12 protein-coding genes are annotated in these 17,977 nt (G+C 39.7%); 3 read left to right on the top strand and 9 right to left on the bottom strand.

Going from position 1 to position 17,977, the window contains the following annotated elements:
- Positions 1 to 126 precede the first annotated feature (126 nt).
- Positions 127 to 612, top strand: a complete 486-nt coding sequence (locus LC454_RS07010; protein ID WP_410528653.1) for a beta-barrel fold lipoprotein — start codon at positions 127 to 129, stop codon at positions 610 to 612.
- Between the two features lie 109 nt (positions 613 to 721).
- Here the strand turns inward: LC454_RS07010 and LC454_RS07005 are convergent, their stop codons facing one another.
- A complete protein-coding gene (locus LC454_RS07005) occupies positions 722 to 898 on the bottom strand; it encodes a hypothetical protein (protein ID WP_223580993.1) in 177 nt (58 codons plus the stop codon).
- 169 nt (positions 899 to 1,067) lie between these two features.
- Between LC454_RS07005 and LC454_RS07000 the strand changes: the two genes are divergently transcribed.
- Positions 1,068 to 2,627 carry a hypothetical protein gene (locus LC454_RS07000; protein WP_223580991.1) on the top strand — a complete coding sequence of 520 codons (1,560 nt, stop codon included), beginning with the start codon at positions 1,068 to 1,070 and terminating at the stop codon, positions 2,625 to 2,627.
- Positions 2,628 to 2,676: 49 nt separating this feature from the next.
- Here LC454_RS07000 and rnr read toward each other — a convergent pair whose 3' ends face one another.
- The 3 genes from rnr to fsa all read right to left on the bottom strand — a co-directional run bounded on the left by rnr (position 2,677) and on the right by fsa (position 6,287).
- Entirely contained in the window at positions 2,677 to 4,809 is a 2,133-nt protein-coding gene (gene rnr / locus LC454_RS06995; RefSeq protein ID WP_223580989.1) for a ribonuclease R, read from the bottom strand.
- Positions 4,810 to 5,068: 259 nt separating this feature from the next.
- On the bottom strand, positions 5,069 to 5,497 hold the full coding sequence (locus LC454_RS06990; protein ID WP_120262141.1) for a Fur family transcriptional regulator: 429 nt from the start codon (positions 5,495 to 5,497) through the stop codon (positions 5,069 to 5,071).
- Between the two features lie 130 nt (positions 5,498 to 5,627).
- Positions 5,628 to 6,287 (bottom strand): fructose-6-phosphate aldolase, encoded by a 660-nt coding sequence (gene fsa, locus LC454_RS06985; RefSeq protein ID WP_120262140.1) that lies wholly within the window; start codon positions 6,285 to 6,287, stop codon positions 5,628 to 5,630.
- A gap of 178 nt (positions 6,288 to 6,465) precedes the next feature.
- Here fsa and LC454_RS06980 point away from each other — a divergent pair, with 178 nt between their 5' ends.
- The gene (locus tag LC454_RS06980; protein ID WP_223580987.1) at positions 6,466 to 7,686 is read left to right on the top strand and encodes an MFS transporter; all 1,221 of its coding nucleotides are present in this window, start codon (positions 6,466 to 6,468) and stop codon (positions 7,684 to 7,686) included.
- Positions 7,687 to 7,768: 82 nt separating this feature from the next.
- Here LC454_RS06980 and LC454_RS06975 read toward each other — a convergent pair whose 3' ends face one another.
- The 5 genes from LC454_RS06975 to LC454_RS06955 all read right to left on the bottom strand — a co-directional run bounded on the left by LC454_RS06975 (position 7,769) and on the right by LC454_RS06955 (position 17,965).
- Positions 7,769 to 8,224, bottom strand: a complete 456-nt coding sequence (locus LC454_RS06975) for an aspartyl protease family protein (protein WP_223580986.1) — start codon at positions 8,222 to 8,224, stop codon at positions 7,769 to 7,771.
- Positions 8,225 to 8,353: 129 nt separating this feature from the next.
- Complete coding sequence (locus tag LC454_RS06970) at positions 8,354 to 9,292, bottom strand: malate dehydrogenase (RefSeq protein WP_120262138.1); 939 nt, start codon at positions 9,290 to 9,292, stop codon at positions 8,354 to 8,356.
- Positions 9,293 to 9,689: 397 nt separating this feature from the next.
- A complete protein-coding gene (locus tag LC454_RS06965; protein ID WP_223580984.1) occupies positions 9,690 to 12,014 on the bottom strand; it encodes a BamA/TamA family outer membrane protein in 2,325 nt (774 codons plus the stop codon).
- Positions 11,986 to 17,271: a translocation/assembly module TamB gene (locus LC454_RS06960; RefSeq protein WP_223580982.1), complete on the bottom strand. Its 5,286-nt coding sequence runs from the start codon at positions 17,269 to 17,271 to the stop codon at positions 11,986 to 11,988. Before LC454_RS06960 ends, LC454_RS06965 begins: the two co-directional genes overlap by 29 nt.
- A 319-nt stretch (positions 17,272 to 17,590) precedes the next feature.
- The gene (locus LC454_RS06955) at positions 17,591 to 17,965 is read right to left on the bottom strand and encodes a DoxX family membrane protein (RefSeq protein ID WP_223580977.1); all 375 of its coding nucleotides are present in this window, start codon (positions 17,963 to 17,965) and stop codon (positions 17,591 to 17,593) included.
- Between the last annotated feature and the right edge of the window lie 12 nt (positions 17,966 to 17,977).

Here is a 17,977-nt window from a genome sequence, read left to right as displayed (position 1 = left end):
TTTTTTTACGAAATTATTCTTCTACTGGTTTTCCAGTATATTTATCTTTTTGCGTGTTTATGCCTCTTTTTGGCAGGACGTTTGTCAAACACGGATAGATAATTAACAGTAAAAACAAATTAAAGTATGCAAATTATGAAAATCAAATCGATGTATTTAGTTGTATTAACGCTAGTGACTCTTGCGTTTGTTGGATGTTCAAAAGATGATGATAATACCCCAAGTGATGGAAAAGGAAAAGTCAAATTAACAGTAACCACTTCTTCAAGTTTCGATAAAACTAAGGGAGCTAATATACAGGTCTCAGTGGGGTCTCATGACGGAAATGCTAATCCACAAAAGTGGAAAGTTAATGGGCAGGAGTTGGCTGCAAAAACAGTTTATATGTACTCGGAGGACGATTTCCAAGGGGGGAAGACGTTTACATTCGAATCACTTGATAGCTATCTGGGAGCGAGTGCTAGTATTACAGCTATGACAACGGGGGCAGCTTATACACTGACTTATAAAATTGAAGAAGGGGGAAAAGTGCATGATGAAGGTACTGTAGAGGTGAGAAGTGGAAATAATCCTGTTTCTCTACCTTGGAATTTTAGCAATTATGGTAAATAATGTCTCAATGAGCTAGGGAATAGACGCTATGCTTAGTGTTTAAAAAGTAGTTAGATAGATAAAGGCTTGTGAATATTTTTGCACAAGCCTTTATCTTTGAATAACAATTTTAGGGACATAGTCGACGATAAGACAACGACGTAAAATCTATCTGCCGTTTATCCAGATCAACTTTCATCATACGAATCTGAACCTCATCACCCAGCTGGAATTTCTTTTTCTTCCGCTGGCCAATGATCGCATAGCTAGGTATTCTGCCTGTTTGTATTAGATGGATACATGTCATTATACCTAAATTCTAGACTTATTATAATAAATCATTTTAGGATCAATCTACTGGTTTTTGAGTATTTTAGATATTTTCTTGTTTTATTTTTCCCTTTAATAGGAAATTTCATATATTGTATAAAATTTTTTTAGTGAAAAGAATAAATTAAAGTGTTTAAATGAAAATTATGAAAAGAGAATTTATTGCAATTGCTGTATTTTCGGTCTGTTTACAGTCTTGTGTAAAGGACGAAATAAAATCTTCTAAAATCGATCAGGTAGAAAGTTTTGCTTATGAAAATGCGGCAAAGGAGAAGTTCGCTATTATTTTGTCTAAGGCGGTTAGTTCAAATCAGTCAATGAGAAACTTTATTCAAGAAGAGGCCCTTAAAATGATGGATAACGATTATGATGTTTTCTATCCATTTATAAAGGATGAAATTTTAGATAATAATTTGAGTTTTCGGGATAACTTATTAAAAGTTACAGATCAAGAAACATTAAATAGGATTGAAGGTCAGTTACCATTGCTAACTATTTACGTGCCTACTCTTCCTAGCGGTTTTTCCCCCGAAACTTGGACTCCCAGGGATGAAATTCCAGCTGTCGTTGCAGAAGGAAATTATAAAAATAATGAGCTGCCATTTTTTCAAAACGGAGAAGAGAAAATAAAGATAAAAGCTAATCAAATACCAGGATTTCCAACTTTGGTAGTGAAAAGTAATGAGAGGATCGCGGTAAAAAATAGAGCGTTGCTAGCAAGTTCTGGATCCGGTCAAAATGTTAAAGGTAACTATCAATTTATATCCAGTGAGTTTGAAAATAAAGAGATCCGGAGCGGAGTAGCTAAAGCAGCTAATAAAAGAGATTTGAATATTTCAAAAAAGGCTAATTCTACCTCACTGTCAGGTGTGAGTTGGGGAGAACGTAAGACAACAATAGATTTGGATCTTTATAATATAGTAACTTCTGGAATTTTTCACACGATTACCGCTTATAAAGAGTTTGAAAATCAATCAGATGCTTGGCACAGAGACTATATTTACTACCGTCTTCAGCCTAATTCCACTGAAGGTAAGTTTCAGAGGGGACTATATAGAGAGTTTATTCATTACCTATCAATTTCTGAGTCTGGTTTTAATTTGATGACAAATACAAATTCTGATCCAGACGATCCGATTTTGAGTCAGTCAAAAGTTGGTTCGCCTAATTTTTGGTCAGATGGCTATTTTGAATTGAGGTTTGATGTTATATCCAATGCAAAAGATGGCGTAGGTGAGCGTTTTACAGATATCAAGTCCATAAAACCACAAGATTTATTTGATATAGAGTATGGAATAGTGGGAGGGTCAGTTTATTACATTAAAAAAATAACTCCGAAATTTGCCAAAGTAGATATTCCGTTGCAGGAATGGGATTTAGAGAATTTGACCTATGGCTGGAAAATTTCTGTTTCGGAACTTGATCAAGCTAGTACGTCAACCGTTAGTACCACGAATACTTCCAAATTCGCAACTAATTTTGGCCTTGATAACATAAAAAAAGGATTAAAATTTGGAGCAAGTGCAGAAATAAGCTCATCGAAAACACATTCATATACAGTACAAAATGTAACCGATGAATTGGGGGATGTTTTAGTGTATTTCGGTGATAAACTTTGCCTTGGAAAAAGCCCAACTGGTTATCTTTTTAACACTGTATACAATTCAAATATTTCAATGTTAGTTGCACCGAAAGAAATAAAATAGATATGATACTTAATAGAGCACCAAATTTAAAATTGGTGCTCTGTTTTTCTTACGACAACAACGTAAAATCAATCTGCCGTTTATCCAGATCAACTTTCTTCACGCGGATCTGAACCTCATCACCCAGTTGAAATTTCTTTTTCTTCCGCTGGCCAATGATCGCATAGTTCTTCTCATCCAGTACATAGAAATCATCCGTGATATCACGTAAGCGTACCATACCCTCACACTTGTTCTCCTCAATCTCCACATACATACCCCATTCGGTCACGCCCGATACGATACCGGTATATTCTGTACCGATCTGATCTTGCAGGTATTCCGCTTGTTTGTATTTGATGGATGCGCGTTCCGCTTCAGCTGCCTTTTTCTCCATTTGTGAAGAATGCTCCGACATTTTCTCGTAGTGCTCGGCATTGACCTTTGTACCACCATCCAGGTAGAATTGCAGAAGACGGTGCACCATCACATCCGGATATCGACGGATAGGGGAGGTGAAATGGGTATAATAGTCAAATGCCAATCCATAATGGCTTGTTTTCTTCGTTGTATAGATTGCCTTGGCCATTGAACGTACCGCCAGGGAGGTCAGCATATTCTGTTCCTTGCTGCCTTCGATCTTCGTCATGATAGCATTGAGGGATTTCGCAGTTTCCTTGTCTGTTTTAATGGTCAACTTGTGGCCAAAACGTGCCGCAAATTGCGAAAATGTAGTCAACGTCTCCGGGTTCGGAACATCGTGGTAACGGTATACAAACGTCAATTTGTTTTTACCACGGCCTTGCTTACCGATATACTCAGCCACTTTACGGTTGGCCAACAACATAAAGTCTTCGATCAACTTGTGGGCATCTTTACGTACTTTGGTATATACGCCTGTAGGTTTGCCATTCTCATCCAAGGTGAATTTAACCTCCTCACTTTCAAAAGCAATTGCACCATTCTTAAACTTACGTTCACGAAGGATATATGCCAGTTCATTCAATTTTAATAGCTCATGGCTGAAATCACCGGATTTCGTCTCAATAACTTCCTGTGCCTCCTCATAACTAAACCGTCTGTCCGAATGGATAATGGTACGGCCAAACCATTGCTCATGAATAGTCGCTTTGTCGTCCATTTCGAATACTGCCGAAAAACAAAGTTTGTCTTCATGTGGACGTAATGAACATACGCCATTGGACAAACGCTCCGGAAGCATCGGAATAACACGGTCAACCAAGTAGACCGATGTCGCACGGTTAAACGCTTCTTTATCCAACTCGGTATCCGGAATCACAAAATGCGATACATCGGCAATATGGACACCGATCTCATAATTCCCATTCTCCAGCTTTTGGAAAGATATAGCATCGTCAAAGTCTTTGGCATCTGCAGGGTCAATCGTAAATGTGGTAACACCTCTGAAATCACGTCTTTTGGCAATCTCTTCCTTGCTGATTTTCTCCGTGATTTTATTGGCTTCTTCTTCTACCTTTTTAGGGAATTCCAATGGGAAGCCGTAATCTGCCAAGATCGCATTCATCTCGGTGTTGTTTTCACCCTTGACGCCCAGAACATGTTTGACCGTTCCTACCGGATTCTTACTGCCACTTGGCCAGTCAATGATCGAAACCACGACTTTCTCTTTATCCTTGGCACCATTCAGGTTGTCGAGTGGAATAAAGATATCGTGCAGCATCTTGCGATCATCGGCGATAAAAAATGCGAAATTATTTGAAATGCTGATTGTTCCGGTAAAGTCGGTTTTGGCCCGCTGTAGGATTTCAATAACTTCACCTTCTTTTTTGCGGCCACCTTTTCTTTTCTCAAAAGTATGTACTTTGACAATATCGCCATGCAAGGCTTGTCTTAATTTACGTGGCGCAATATAAATATCGTTTTCAAATTCATCCTCAGGAATAATATAGGCGGAACCATCTGCTGTCATATCCACCTTTCCGGTGACATATACTTTAATTTGTTTCAGATTAAATTTTCCGCGTTCTACTTCCACGAAAAGTCCGCTTCGCACATTTTCCTGTAAAATATCGGCAATGGCAACTTTGGAATCGTTGTCCGTCAGATTCAATTTGGAAGAAACTTGTTTATAGTTGAGTGGCTTGTTTCCTGATTTTTCGAAAATATCGATGATCAGTTGTGTTAATACCTCTTTATAGGGATTATCTTTTCTTGTCTTCATTCGTTTTATTATTTACTCATTCGTATTAGCCACCAAGTCATTTGTATGATAGCTAGTGTGTAAAACAGTGGTTATTAGCCCCGCAGGTACAATAAATCAACTCTATGCGCAATCACTCATCAGTATGGTTGCGGTGTTGATACAAGGTACAAAAAAATCAGCATTCACCTGTACAATAGCCGAGCCAATTGGAGCTAATCCAATTCTCAAACTATAGACAGATCAAGCGAAAAATTGTTTTGAAGCTGTATGTTGTGATTTATTTTTTACAATGATTACATACGCCGAGCGCGTTTACGGCAATCGCCTCCAAGCTAAATCCATCGGGGATAGAAACTTTTGGTAATGTAATTTCGTCCAGACAGTAGACCGAGTTGCATACCCGACAGATGAAATGCACATGTTGGTCATGATGGTCATGTTCGGAGCAGTTGGTGGAACACATGGCATAGGTAGCGGTTCCATGTAGATCAAAGATCTTATGGATAATACCTTTTTCTTCAAAACTGGCCAATACACGATACAATGTCACACGGTCGATATCCTTACCCAATAATTTCTCCAATTCCGGCTGGGAAATAGCCGAATCTTTCGTTGAAATAATTTCAAGCACCTTTAACCGAGGTTGGGTGATTTTTAAACTATTTCGTTTCAGAATTTCTGGATATACAGTATTGGATTGTTCCATGGACTTAGTCGTTAAATCTTAGATCAGTTACAAAAATACGGAATTTATCCACATAAGAAAACCGATAAAGTTAAGATTATTGTCATCTTCCCCTTATCGGTTCAAAACCTATACAGAAGTATAGTCTATTTTATTTACCCGCAGCCTTAGCGTGGTCAGCCAAGAATGTTGCTAAACCGCTATCAGTCAATGGGTGTTTTAATAATGCTAGCATTGCCGATAATGGGCCAGTCATTACATCTGCACCGATTTTAGCACAACCTAAGATGTGTGCGCTATGGCGTACAGAAGCTGCTAAGATCTGCGTTGGGTATTGGTAGTTATCGTAGATCAAACGGATATCCTCGATCAATGCCAATCCGTCTGTAGAGATATCATCCAAACGGCCAATAAAAGGAGATACATAAGTAGCACCTGCTTTTGCCGCCAATAAAGCTTGACCAGCAGTGAATACCAATGTACAGTTTGTTTTAATACCTTTTTTGCTGAAATATTTGATTGCTTTCACGCCATCTTTGATCATAGGAACTTTCACAACGATCTTGCTGTCAAGAGCTGCTAATGCTTCTCCTTCTTTGATCATTTCTTCGTAAGTTGTAGAAATAACCTCAGCACTCACGTCGCCGTCAACAATTGCACAGATTGCTTTGTAGTGGTTGATTACGTTCTCATCACCGCTGATACCTTCTTTAGCCATTAAACTTGGATTGGTCGTTACACCGTCTAATACGCCTAAGTCTTGGGCTTCCTTGATTTGCTCTAGGTTCGCTGTGTCAATAAAAAATTTCATTGTGTATGTTATTGAATGATAATTGTTTGATTATTTTAATGTTCAAAATAATAGATGCAAAGTTATTGATTATATTCCAGTATTACACATCTATTTTGATGAATTACATCATTATTTTTGCAAAATAGAATCTCTTCCCGTTCTTTTTTGTTATACTTTTATAGTATTATCTTTATATATGCAGGTTTTTAGATCGCTCCATTATAGAAACTTCCGTTTACATGTAATAGGACAAGCAATTTCCCTAATGGGAACTTGGATGCAGCGGATAGCAATCAGCTGGCTGGTCTACGAACTGACAGGTTCGGTTTTCTGGTTGGGTTTCGTTCAGTTTATTTCCTTATTACCCTCCTTGGTCTTGTCCCCTTTTATTGGAAGTTTTGTTGATAAACATAAGAAGTATAAACTGGTGTTATTGACGCAGATTGGCCTGATGATACAGGCAGGTATGCTGACATTACTGGTTTACCTCAAATTGGAGACTGTGCTGTGGCTGTCGGTTCTTGGTCTGATACAAGGGGTCATCAACTCCTTCGATGTGCTCGGTCGACAGTCCTTAATGATGTATCTGGTCGGTGACCGTAAGGATCTGCCCAACGCTATTGCACTCAATTCGACCATCTTTAACGGTGCCCGGATGCTTGGGCCCGCCATTGGAGGAATCTTACTCAGTACCTATGGTGAATTGGTCTGTTTTGCATTGAATTTTATCAGTTTTGTACCCGTTATCATTACATTGTTGATGATGAAGGTAGATGAAACCAAGGGGCAACTAAGTAAAGGTAGCAACTGGGAGGGACTGGTCGAGGGATTTCGCTACCTCAAACGTTCTCCGCATATTTCTTCCTTGATTATTATCATGACTTTTTCCAGTTTGATCGTCATTCCTTATACCTCACTCTTGCCCGCGATAGCGAAAGAGATGTTTCATGGAGACGAGCGTATATTCTCCTGGTTTGAAAGTGCTGCCGGATTGGGTGCCATGATCGGTGCATTTAATATGGCCCGACTGAAATCGGGAACGAATCTCCGCTATCAGGTGATGGGAGCGGCTGCACTGATGGGGCTAGCATTGCTGTTCCTAGCGCATTCAAGTATGTTACAGATGGCTTTAGTGTATGTAATGCTTGTTTCCTTTGCCATGATGATGCAGAATTCCAGTATCAATACCTATATTCAGACACATGCCATACCGATCTATAGGGCGCGGGCTATTTCGTATTATGTCATGGCCTTTCAGGGTATCTTTCCAATAGGTACACTCATGATCGGTTCCCTCGCAAGTTACTGCGGTCTCCGAACTACCTTATACCTGATGGGCGGACTGGGGATAGTTATTGCGCTACTCTATTATATCTACCTGAGAATGCATATCCATAAGCGGCTTTTTCGATTTTAGTATTGAGTAGTTCGTATTGCGTATTGAGATTTTGGTACAGCGAGTCGGATGCTTACCAATCAGCATGGGATATTTTTACGGCTTACTTACTCTTGATTTTTCTGTCCCGCAAGCGTAATATCTTTTTCGCATAATCAATAACGGCACCATAATCGGCGAAAATATCACCTCCTAATACCCCGATCACAGGTTCCAGATCCATTTGCTGATAAGCATAATTGATCGAACTTAGATCCAGTACTGCGGTCTTCAATTTGTTTATGTGCCAGGTACCGATTGCCAAACTGGGAATTTCCATGTTAAAGCTTTCCATCGAGTTTGTGCCGAGACCTGTTGATAGGGTTTCCGATGGTTCCAACAGCAATTGATCCTCCAAAAGATGTCCCATTTGGGTTTTATCAAATACGGTTTTAGATGCCCCCGTATCGATGACCATTTTAAAGCTGCGTTCATATAGTGTTACATCAACGAGAATATGTGTTCCCTGTCCCTGGAGATCTAAGATTTGAAAAGGTACTGTTGTCATATTCCCAAACATAACCAAAAATTTAATTAAAAAAAAAGTTTGGAGTAGCCTTATCTTCCTGTGAAAGTAAAATCTTTTTTGCAACATGAAAAAAGGCCGTTATTTAGAATAACAGCCTCTCCTCTCGTTAGTTTATGTTGATCACAATACCTTTATCTCTTTCAATACATTATTCATGGTGCGTACGGCATCAGCACTTTTGCTGAATTTTTCCTTATCTTCCTCATCCAGTTGTAATGGAATAATACGATCCCAGCCTTTTTTGTTAATAACAACCGGAACACCAAGATTAATATCCTCCTGACCAAATTCACCTTCGAGGTAAACAGAAGCGGTAAATAATTTACCTTGGTCACGGACAATACTCTCTACCACTGCGGCAGTAGCAGCACCTGGAGCATACCAGGCCGAAGTACCGATGAGGCTCGTTAAAGTTGCTCCACCTACCATGGTCTTATGGACGATCTCTGCCTGCTCCTCAGCTGTAAGAAAATTACTGACCGGAATGCTGTTCCACGTGGAGTGCTTTATCAAAGGAATCATGGTTGTATCACCATGGCCACCAATGACAATGGCATTGAGATCTGCGGCCGATGCATTTAATTTTTCACTCAATTGATATTTGAAGCGTGCTGAATCCAAAGTACCCCCCATTCCGATAATCCTATTTTTAGGCAAACCGCTTGATTTGAGCGCGAGGTAGGTCATCGTATCCATTGGGTTGGAGACAATGACAATAATGATATCTGGAGAGTGTTTTACCAAATTCTCTACAACCGACTTGACAATATTTGCATTTGTCCCGATCAATTCTTCGCGGGTCATTCCCGGTTTACGGGGAATACCTGAGGTGATGACAGCAACAGTAGAGCCTGCAGTAGACAGATAGTCATTGGTTACTCCTTTGATTTTGGATTCAAACCCCAATAGGGCTGCTGTTTGAGCCATATCTTGCGCTTTTCCTTCTGCAAATCCTTCCTTGATATCCAATAACACAATCTCCTCGGCGACATTTCGACGGATTAAATTGTCTGCTGTAGTTGCACCTACAGCTCCAGCACCAACAATAGTTACTTTCATATGTAAATTATTTATTTTTTAATGGCCATATGGAATATCCAGTCCATTTTCACGAATGCTTGTACTGTTTTTTGACATGGATATTTCATGAGCATTTATGTGGATTAGTAAATAATGCTTGAATTTAACGAATTATTGTCAGTAAATCAATCAATTTCACCGGAATAACTTGTTTTTAAAAAGATAATAGAAGCGCTCATACGAATTTTGCCAATCGTGATGCCATTCCGGCACTATGGTGGTATAATCTTTTATTGCCTACTAATGGATGCGAATGCTTATACAACCAAAAAGCAAAAAAAGACTGCCCTAAAAGACAGTCTTTTTCATGGTTGCGGTAAATTTTCGAATGAAAATTTACTGATTTCAAATTTCATCCCAATAGTATAACTCAGTTCTAGAACGGATAGCCAATGGCCAGATTGAACATCAGGTTATCTTTTCGCCATTGCGAACTGCCAAAATCTATATCCTTAAATACCCAACGTTCCCCTTTAGGTAAGTAGGGGATACGGAATGGAATGGAAAAATCGGTCCGGATAATTAGGAAGGTAAAGTCGAAACGCAAGCCGGCTCCGCCACCTACGGCAAGTTCATTCAAAAAGTTTTTGCTGAACTTAGCCCCGGGCTTGTTTACATCTTCTCGTTGCAACCAGACGTTACCTGCATCAATAAACGCTGCCCAATGGACAAAACCAGCCAGTTTAGAACGATATTCTGTGTTCATTTCCAATTTGATATCACCGGTCTGGTCAGCATAAAATAATCCATTGCTCAATTTCTCCGGAGCAACGGTTCCCGGACCTATCGCGCGGGCACCAAAGGCTCGGATACTGTTTGGTCCACCGACATAGTACTGCTTCAGATAGGGTAGGGAGCGCGAGTTTCCATAGGAATAACTCAATCCAAGACTCACCCTGGAGGCCAATTGTGAATTCTCAGACAGTTTCATATAATGCCTTCCATCGCCGCTTAATTTAATATATTGGGAGAAGTATGCATCGAATAACTTGAACGTCTTGCCCTTGTTGAAATCGGCTCCTTTGATTAAACCAAGAATATTACCCGAAAGATCTAGATTTCCTTTGAAATAGAATGTATTTTTCAGATGTTGCTTCATCGTATTCTGGAACGTGAAGTTGTAGTTGGGGCCAATTGTAAACTGCGGATCGATCGCATGCCGCAAAGCAGGGATTGTATCCATTTGCTTTTGGTAATTCTCCGAAATACCTTTAGGCTGTACATAGGTGATCTCCAACAAGGCGAGATCATGTTGCTTTTCCTCAGATTCTTGCCAGATATAGCCATAATCTAATGCAATTGAATTTAGTGTGTAAGCTTTCCGTCTGTTCAGAAATTCATATCGGCCTTTCACATAGGTTTTGGGAATAAAACGACGTGAGGGATTGATATGTCCGAAGGGAGAGAGTATCCTTGGAAAAGTTATCGTTGCTTCCATTCCATAGCGATAATAGCTGGAATTTAGATCCGCATTTCCCCCGGTCTGGGTTTCATATCCGCCAAAGACATTAAAGCTCAATTGCTCTGCGCCCTTAAAGGCATTGCGCAGCGTCCAGTTGACGTTAACCTCGGTTCCATTGTAGACCGATGCCATTTTCCCCAATAGTTCGACCCTTAAGGATTTTTTTGGTAGTGGCGTGAGATAGTAATACACATCCAGCGCATTGGGCACTTCCTTACTGTCTACAAAGTTATTCTTGACAAATTTCCAGCTGTTTAAATTGACCAAATGACTGATTGTCTGATTGTGTGCCGTACGGTTATAGACATCACCTGGCTTAAAGAAAATATGGTTGGCAATGACCGGCTTGCGAAAGGTACGCCTTCGATCAATAAAATAGTAACTGCTGTCAAAGAGTTCGGCATTGCGCGTTGACCGCTGGTAGCCCGAACCGGTCTCTGTGTAGTTCGGGAAAATATAGATCTTATTGATTTTGGAGGGAACTTTTGCCTGTGCGGGGGTTTCCTTTTTTAACGTCACGTACATGTCGACCCTGTTGTTGCGGTGTGAGCTGTCGACTTCTACCAAAATATAATCGGGACTGAAATAGTAGTAACCTTTGTTTTTAAGGTCATTGTCAATACGGTCACGCTCATTCAACACCACATCAAGACTGTAATTTTTTCCGACCTGAAGCAGGCTTTTGTCCGACGATGAGCGGATATCCCGCCCCAATTGGCTTGTGCTATCAATATCAAACTTGACCGATTGGATCCTATAGATTAGATTCGGTTTGGCCGTATAATTGATAGTTGCCTTTTTCTCTTCAACCAGGGTGTCTGATCTAACCTCCGCATTGAAAAAGCCAATATTTTCCATGCGGTTCCGTAACAGGTTTTCATTGTATTCACGGTTGACGTCACTCAACAAAACAGGTTCTTCGCCAATTTTCTTGAAGAATCTTTTGATCATGTTTTTATTGGCAGAATCGCCTGCCATATTATTAAAATACAGTTTAAATGGAACGCCCGCCAAACGTTTATTTGGTTTGGGCATCAAAGATGATTGGAGATAGGTTGCAAGTTTTTCCTTATTCTCTTTTGAAATGGTATCCGAATCTATAATCACATTGCCTTTGACATACAGGTTTTCCCCCTCTTTCAAATTCTTGGTCGAAGAACAAGAAGCTATTATTGTCGTCAAGGTCAATATTCCGATAGCAAGTTTCAGTTTAGTTCGCATGATAACTCCTTTCCTCATCTTCATTTTTAATTGCTGTCGTTCTGACCGTATCTAAATTTGTTTTTGGACTCGGATTTTTTGGTTCATTTCTGCTCGAGTCCAATTGTTGTTTACGTTTTTCCTTTTCGCGCTCTTCAATACGTTTTCTATACTCGGGACTATGAAGCATCAAACTGTCTCTTATGACTGTACGTACACTGTCCCTATAAACTGAGTCGGTTTCCATCCGCTCCACATTAAAGCGTTTTCTAAATCCTTTGCTGTCGGTGTCATAGTACTCTTTGAGTTTTTTTGAACTCATCCAGATTTCTTTAAATTTATTATAATCCATATTGATAATAAATCCAATACCGGTCTCTACATATTGTCCCTGAAGGGTCACCTGATACTGGTTTTTGCGATACATACGGGCGAAATAACGACCATCTTGTGAAAGTTGGTAATCCAATTGAATATCGCCGGCAATATTATTGGAGGCCTCACCAGGGCGGGTGTTGCCTTCAACTTCAAAATTAGAACCTATGGTAATTTTTAGTCGGTCATTTAACAGCATTTTTGAGACACCGATATTTAGATCTGTTCTTGTTTGTCCAGCTCCAGTAGCATAATCTTCTTCGGAAGTCAGGTTGAAATCCAATTCTACGCCAGTGATCAACTCTGAAGCCAAGCGGTTCAACTGTCCGCTCAGGAACGAACTGATACTATTCCGAACAATAGCCTCTGTACCACCGCCGCCGGATAAACTTTCAAACGGATTGGTCGACATAAATCGTCCCAATACAATGAGGGAGAACACCTGCTTGTTGAGTTCAGACGGATTTTCACGGAGTGTAGTCAACGCGTTGTTTACCTTACTGACAACATCTTGGGAGACAATAGAGTTGTTCTCATCCAAGTCGATATCAAAACCCAATTGTGGCTGGAAGAGCTTGTCCGTAATTTTTAGCAACACATTAAATGGAACACGCTGTTTATATAGGTTCGCATTTTCTGATCCCAATTGCGTCGCAACCAGTTCTAAAGTAGGCGCTTTGGTCATATATGCTGCCGTAATATTAAGTCGTGCATCCAATGGATCTCCATTCCAGGTAATAGTACTTCCTTTTTGGAAGGTAAAATCTTTTTTTACAGGGCCAAAACTAAATGAGTAGCTTCCTTTGTCCACGGTAAATGTTCCTGACAAGGTAATTTTACTGCTGGCATCTATACCTGCATTTAATTCCGCCTGACCCTGGATATTTAGGGCATCCTGTGAACCGGCATCCAGGAGAATCTTAAATTTAGCCTCTTTATCCGTCTGTAGGTTTAGATCCACATCCATGCCGGTCAATTTGGTAACGGTCATCGAATCCAACTTTGCAAATATATTCGCACGTGTAGTATCACTCTTATCAACAAATTCGACCACCCCTTTACGGTCAGCCATACCCGGGTTCTCATTCGGCATAACAAAGGTGAAATCGGTATCACCAAGGACCTTGATTGTTCCATCGACAACAGGTTTGTCCAGATTTCCTCTGATCCGTAGGTTGGATGTCAGGTACATCTTACCATAAAACATGTCATTGTCCGTCTGGGTTGAGTTTAGCACCTCAAAATTGTCGGTATTCACATTCAGATTAAAATCAAAATCAGTATAGGTCTTTGTATCTATCGAGCCAGTAACTTTAGCAATATTCCCTTTCTTATCCTCCAACGCGAATTTCGTGAAATTGATTCCGCTATTATCAAAATGCACGGTCTCATCCTTTGCTTTGAAAAGAGCGTTCAACATGGCGATATTGAACTGGGCATCTTTAAACTTGACGTCACCATCTATCAGAGGTTTTGAAGGAGACCCTGTAATTTTCAGCTGACCTTCAAGGTTTCCTTTTGAATCTTTCAAATAGCCCAAGCTAAATGCTTGTACAGTCTGCATAGTCAATGGCTGAATATCCAATGTGAAATCCAGACTGGATTCTCCTTTCGGTGGACTAATAAAATCACCGTTTAATACCACATTATTGCCGTTTTCACTAATACTGACATTTGCACTATAGGTATTTTCTTTTTCGTTGTTGACTTTGATATTTACATTTCCGACGGTATCTTTTCCAACGTAAAATTTATCAATGACCAGATCCGAAACAAATACAGGGCTACTTTCCAGACGTGATATTGTTGCTTGGCCATTGATGCCACCACCTAGATCCATAATATCGCTTTCAAGCATTTTACTTAGGGTCTCAATACGGAAGTTCTTAAAGGAAATATTTACTGGTGAATTCAATACACTGTCCTGCGAGGATATACTCAATTCTTGCCCCTTACTGCTCAGAACAAAGTCTTTTGCCTGAATACCCGTATTTCCAAATTTAAGTACATTGGCCGGATTTACATTCCATTTGTCATAGTTCAACATTAAGCCGTCCTGGTGCAGGCTGAAAACAAAAGCTCCATTGTCGACAGCCATATCTCCACCCAAATGGTACTGTTCCTTCTCTTTTCTATCTTTTATCCACAACCCAAAATCCAGATTATTCTGAATGACGGAACCACTAAATACCGTATTGACAAGTTCAATGTTGCTGACCTTGATCTTATTGATCAGCGCAGAATAGTAAAGGGTGCTATCCAAGGTGTTGATATCCAGGGTAACATTGTTTATTTCTGTCCCACTGTAAACTATTTTTGGTGCATCCAATTTGGCCAATATTGTTTTTGTTTCACTGTTAAACATCCCATCCAGTGTGACATCTTTCATTTCTGTCAGTTCCGGGACAAAGTCCTGGACAAATTTGGTACGGGTCAACTGTGCTGAAAACTCGATGCTTTGTGGCTCATATTTAGGCACCTTAACAGGTTGTCCAGGTTGATAGTAAACCTGCAAAATATCCTGAATCGCATTTTGTAGTTCCAGAATTTTGTACTTTCCGACCAAGTGGGCATTGAAAAAAGCGGATTTTAAAAGTAGTAAATTTCTGGTTGTATCCGATTTTGCAATCAACGAGATGCTATCCAGAGAATAATATGCGTCATTGTACGCAATAGAAGAGTTGGTGATATGGGCCTCCCCATTCAAAAAGTTTGGATCTGCCGAAGTAAAATGGCCGACCATCTTACCGTGGTATTTAAAATCGTCCTCCATCAGCTTCAGGTTTTTGAGGTTGATGGTGTCAACCATCAATTCAAAATCCACTTGTGGATATTTAGATTTCATATTGGCCGTGGCATCCAGCTTTAATTTAATATTGGGGTCAGGACTCACCACGGAAGCTTTAATATCTCCATTGTCTGCAGTGAGGTTCATATCGATATTCTGATAACGATAACCCATCGCATCCATACGGTTTACTTTGCCGTCGAAATTGGCGACAAGTTTTTTAGGATCCGTTCCGTGTCCTTTTAATTTTCCCTCAAATGAAAGTATACCCAGGGTGCTATCCATTTTCATGATCTGGCCAATATCAAAATCACGGATGCTAACAAAAGCATCGTAAGTCGTATCTCTGCCCGCCATGCTCACTTTCCCATCAACTTTGGCTGTTCCTTTTTCGGTCACCAGTGAGAGGTTGGTGTCAAAGGCAGTCATTCCCCCCTTAAATGTTCCGGTTAGTCCGATTGTATTGGGCAGTTGAAGACCTGTTGGCAACATGGTTTTGGCGACAAGTTTTTCAATATCTGAGCGACCTGTTGTTAATTTTTTCAGATTAAGGTCCATCGACATCTTATCTACATCCGGTAGCCCCTTTAGGCGCAGACTTGCAATAACCCGCGTATTTGACAAGGTCTGGAAATCAATACTGGGAATATTTAGATCATTTAGTTTGCCCACCACGCGACCATCGATATTGAACTTTTTGTCCATCAACGGCTTCATGACCTGCATCGTGTCAAGGAACGGTGCAAAGAAATAAATGTCGCGCATATCGACATGGCTTTTTTTGATGGTCGCATTCACATAAATCAATTCCGGTTTTTTGGTAATAATATCCAGTGAAGGGTAGCTTACTTTTAGGTAGTCCCGAATGAGTGTACGTGGTGTTTCCGCATAGAGGTTCTTAATTTCTGCCCCTGTATTGGTATATTTAAAATCCCCTTTAAGCTGTTTGATAACAAGGCCTGAGTGATCTGATGCACTCAGTTCATGCAATGATCCACTGATCGAATCTGCGCTATAATATAAATCCGTCAGATTTGTTTTTATTCCCGGAATTTTGATGTTGAAATAATCAAAGCCTTTCATACGGGCTTGATTGTCATCTCGGTAAGCTAGACTTGTATTAGTGATATTGATATCTTTGGCCGAGACGACCCATTTGATTTTTGTAGTATCAGCGGTTGTATTACCTTTTTCAGGAGTTTTTTTGGCTATTTTACCAAAGAGTACATCATTGTCGGATCCATCCAAGTGGATGGTTTGGATATCGACCAGTTCTTTGTTTAAATCAATCTTGTTGATATCAGCGCGGAGATTTTTAATGTTAAACTTGGTTTTCAACGCACTGGACTGATCCTCATAGCGGACAAAGATATTGGCCAGGTCGGCAATTTGTATCCCCACATCCGGAAGCAGGGTTGTCGTCTGTGCCGTTTTGTCTGTGATACCAAAGTCTTTAACTGTTGGGGCCGTGCCATCAACGACCGGTTTCCATTGCTTTACGGTCGCATTTAAACCATCTATTTTTACCTTCGGTAGGTTGAAGGCCATGTTTTTGGTCAGGTCAAATTTCTTGATATTGGTGTTTAGTGTACCTAAATAAACGTCAGCGCTTGTTCCGATAACATCATCAGCGTAAACGATATGAAATTTATCAAGCTTTATTTTATCGAGATTGAACAGCAGGGCAGAAGTGGTATCGGCTGTAGGCTTGCTTTCCTTTTCGGATGCAAATGCTTTGACGATATAATCAAAATTAAAGGAGCTGTCCGGTAGTGTTCTGCGAATTTTTGCTGTGATCCCTTCCGCTTCGATACTTTGGATCTCAACCGTGTTTTTCAGTAGTTTGAGCATATTGATATCCACAGCGATGCTTTTTCCCGCAACAAGGGTATCCTTGCTCTGATCTTCCAGATAGATGTCCTGTAACACTAATTTTTTTGGGAAATCAATGTTTATATAACCGATTTTTACCGGTGTACCTATTTTTCCTTCAACATAATGAGTTACTTTTCCTGCAATATAGTTCTGAACGGACGGGATTCGGATTAAAAATACAACTAGAATAACCAGCGCAATTATTACTCCAATAATCCACAATATTGTTTTGAAAGCAATTCGGGTAAATCTGTTCAACGTATAATTTGATTTAAGTATCTATTAATAAAAATTAAAACGGAAAAAAGTTTGCAAAGTTTTTCAGATATTAACTTATATCACCGCCATTTCAGCAAACTAAGATAAATTTGCTTGTATATGCAAGTTTAATTTGTGCAACATATGTATGCAAATTTTAGACAATTCCCCATTTACCCCTAAAAGCTTTGTGTTTGAAGGGATAATATTTAAAACACATCAAATAATTGACCAAACCATTTTTGGAGTATAAAGTTTTTTGTTTTTTTAATTTTATGCTAACAAAAGCATGCAATATCGATCAATTTGTTAAAAGAGATTACTCCATTAGCTTTTTGTATTTTCCCCAATTTTCAAAAATCACCCATAACCAGATAATGAAAAGTACAGCCCAGATAATTAATCCCATTTGGCTATAAAAAATCATGTTATGTGTAAAAATGCCGATGAGTATTGGAAAGATGACCAATGCGCCTAAGGTTCTCGTCTTGGGGAGGATAAACAATAAGCCTCCCAGAATTTCGATGATTGCAACGAGTGGCATCAACCATTTTATCGTGACAAAAGCCTGAAAAACCTTTTGCATATCCATGTCCATAGGTGGAACAGGCATATAATGAAAGATTTTATCTAAGCCCGCATTGATAAAAAGAAGGCCAAACAAGACACAAAGGATATTCTTTATGATGTTCATGATCGTAAAATT

It is taken from the genome of Sphingobacterium sp. GVS05A (genome assembly GCF_019969845.1).
Lineage (GTDB): Bacteria > Bacteroidota > Bacteroidia > Sphingobacteriales > Sphingobacteriaceae > Sphingobacterium.
Note: the sequence above shows the minus strand (reverse complement) of the source record. Positions and strands in the feature narration are given on the sequence as shown.